The following is a 3,067-nucleotide window of genomic DNA, read 5'->3' on the forward strand; positions in this document are numbered from 1 at the left end:
ATACAACCATACCATGGATTTATTCTACAATGAATTCTCCATCTCCCCGTTGGACCATTTTAAGAATTTATATAAAACAATCCGAAGCAAGGAGCAGGGCATCAACACCAACCTGGATTCCATCCAGGAGACGCTGCGGGAAGAGGCTTCAGGCGGGGCGTTCTACTGTGAGTATCCGGTGTTCCATGATTTGTTCCAGCTGGAACGAAGGGCCATAGAACGGACAGGGGATTCCATCTACCTCTGCCTTCTTACTGTCAGCGACCTGGACGGACATGTCCCCAAGCTTGCCATACTCAATAAGGCCATGGAGCATCTCAACAACGCCATACGCAATTCCCTCCGCTGCAGCGATGTGTACACCCGTTACAGCATCAGCCAGTACATTGTCCTGCTTCCAACCGTCACTGCCGAGAAGGGTGAGATGGTGTTAAAACGGATAACCTCTAATTTCCGAAAGCAATACAACCGAAAGGACCTGTGTGTGGATTTTAAGCTCCAGCCGGTCATGCCATGGGAACGCAGTCCTGAGACTGTAATCCCACTGTAAACATCATATTCATAAGGATCATAAAAGGGGCTGTGAAAAAATGGAGTTGATTTAATTCCATTTTTCCACAGCCCTTCTATTTTTATCAACATGCAGGAGAACAGCTATAAAGAGCGCATACTTCCCCTTACCCCAACAAAAGTATGCTTTTTCTTCTTTAAGCTACTTCCCTTTGCCTCTTCTGTTTATTATGAAATTTATAGAGATTATGACCAATTGAAACCAGAAATAACTCTAATCTTACCGATTCCAGTCCTCTTCTTACAATCCGTTTATACCAACGGTCATATTTGATGATTCCGAAGGTTCCTTCCGCTTGTATGGAGCGGTTCATTCGCAGCAGCGCTCCATGGATGCTCTGCAGATTTTCTAATACTTCCTGGTGCATGGAACTTAATTCCGCATTGATACGGACCGTCCTGTTTTTTTCTGTCTTCTTACATCTTTCTGCATAGGGACAGCCGCTGCAGTCTTCACAGGTATAGTATTCTTCCTGTCTGCCGTATTGATTCCCCTTCACTGCTTTCCGATACGCGAAGTGAAATTTCCTTCCGTTTGGACAGATTAGATCACCCTCTGAATCTGTTTCAAAATTTACTGCCCGGAACGGATCATCATGATACTTCTCATCCGTTGTCTCTTTCTTGTACATGGGGAATTTCATGAATTTTTCCATCCCATGCTCCTGACAGAACAGATAGTTATTGAAGGAGCCATATCCTGCATCCGCTACCGGATATCTCGGATAAAAACCGTATAGTTCATGGAACTTTTCCATCAGAGGGACAAAGCAGTCCATATCGGAACGGTACTGCATCACATCTGCTACGGCAATGTACTCGTCTGCCACTCCGATCTGAATGTTGTATGCTGGAAGGAGCTGGTCATTTCCCATATAGTCCTTTTTCATCCGCATAAAGGTTGCATCATGATCGGTCTTCGCATAACTGTTTCGCTCAGGTCCGCATATCTGAGTTTTTTCCACGTATTCTGAGAGTTTTTCGATATATTCTTTTAACCTTTCATAATAGCGCTGCTCCCGGCTTTTCCGATGTCCCCGGCCGTATATAAACGTGTTCTCATCGATATGACAGACAAAATCATATCTGGATAAAATGGCTTCCAGACTGTCCGGTGTGTATTCCGTATTGGTCTCGATTTTCAGTCCGGTATATGCCAGTGTTTCATTCATTTCGGTAAGCAGTGTGGTAATCTTATCGAACAAACGGTATCTTGATTTTTCAGTGGCTTTTTTCCAAACCCAGGTGTACTTGTTTGCATTTGCCTCGAATTTAGAACCATCGATATACAAGTGCTGCAGGTCGGTCCCCTCCGCTGCCTGGATATAAGAGATGACTGCTTTAAAAATATCCTGGGCAGATTCTTTTATCTCTTCATTAATAAAGTAGCTGAAGGCGCGATAGCTGGGTGTTTCCTGATCCATCAGATACATGTAACGAAGATTCACTCTGCACCGGTCTTCTAATTCCCGCAGGGAAGCGTATCCTGTGTCCATAAAGCCGAACAGGATCGTCTTTAGCATGTTGACTCGATTATATCCTGGCCGTCCCATCTTGTGTAAGGGCTCCGGCTTAAGATACTTTTCTATTCCAATCTCCTCCATGATTTTGTCAAATGCTAATACCGGATCACAGATATCCAAACGATCTGAAATAAACAGTGGTAATCTTCCCTGTTTTGAGTTATAATATTTTTTGGTATTATTATTCATAGTAGCTTAATTTTACCACAAAAAAAAGAACGCCTCCAGGTTTCATACCTGAAAGCGTTCTTTTTACTTTTAGGGGACTTTTTTCACAGCCCCTTTTTAATTACTTATTCTTCCTGAATCTTGCGAAGAATCCCTTCTTCTTAGGAGGAGTTGGGATAGCGCCCCCGCGCACGCTCTTAATCTGGGTGATGTAAATTCCGCTGATTACAACCTTGGCCTCTGTCTTGATGGGAAGGGACTCAAATACCCGTCCGTCAGCAATGAGAGTCATGACTTTGGGACCGATTTTTGCTTTTACAACCGGTACCTTGGCCCAGCGCATGTACTTAGGCGTCTGGTCTGTCACTGCTTTTGGAAGTCCGGCCTGCGTAAGCTTCATCTTCTTCTTGTCAATCACCAGGATGGATACGGTCTGGGCCGCCGCGTCCAGAAGCTGCTGCTGTTCCACCTGCCGCTTCTGAAGTTTGTTCCCCAGAAAGTAGAGAACAGCCAGAACCACCACTGCAATGATCAAGACCACAAGCAGTACGTGCATAATGGTATTTGCCATAAAGGTATACCTCCAAACGTAAATATATTATCATTTGCCCCTGTTACCCCGGCAAAACGAGGGTAAAAATCAACAACCCCTCAGGAGACATTCTATAATAGTATATCATTTTCGTAAACAAAATGCAAGCAAAAAATGCTTGACACCTTGACAGGGCTGTGTTATTATGGAGTGTGCACTATTGTGGTGAGGTGGGCTTTTTGCGCCCTTTGGCCTGTGCCTCTCGCCCAATCAC

At 44.4% G+C, this 3,067-nt stretch carries 2 protein-coding genes and 1 pseudogene; 1 reads left to right on the plus strand and 2 read right to left on the minus strand.

The annotated features are described in order from the left end of the window. A pseudogene (locus ACLTD4_RS33630) lies at nt 1-550 on the plus strand (SARP family transcriptional regulator); the annotation flags it as partial. 157 nt (nt 551-707) lie between these two features. On the opposite strand, the gene ACLTD4_RS33635 reads toward ACLTD4_RS33630, so the two are convergent. Both ACLTD4_RS33635 and ACLTD4_RS33640 read right to left on the minus strand, forming a co-directional pair. Further along, nucleotides 708-2,282, minus strand: coding sequence for an IS1182 family transposase (locus tag ACLTD4_RS33635; protein WP_270586392.1), 1,575 nt, complete (start codon nt 2,280-2,282; stop codon nt 708-710). Nucleotides 2,283-2,382: 100 nt separating this feature from the next. Further along, a complete protein-coding gene (locus ACLTD4_RS33640; RefSeq protein ID WP_117556598.1) occupies nt 2,383-2,832 on the minus strand; it encodes a hypothetical protein in 450 nt (149 codons plus the stop codon). Between the last annotated feature and the right edge of the window lie 235 nt (nt 2,833-3,067).

The sequence above is a fragment of the Hungatella sp. genome (assembly GCF_046966825.1).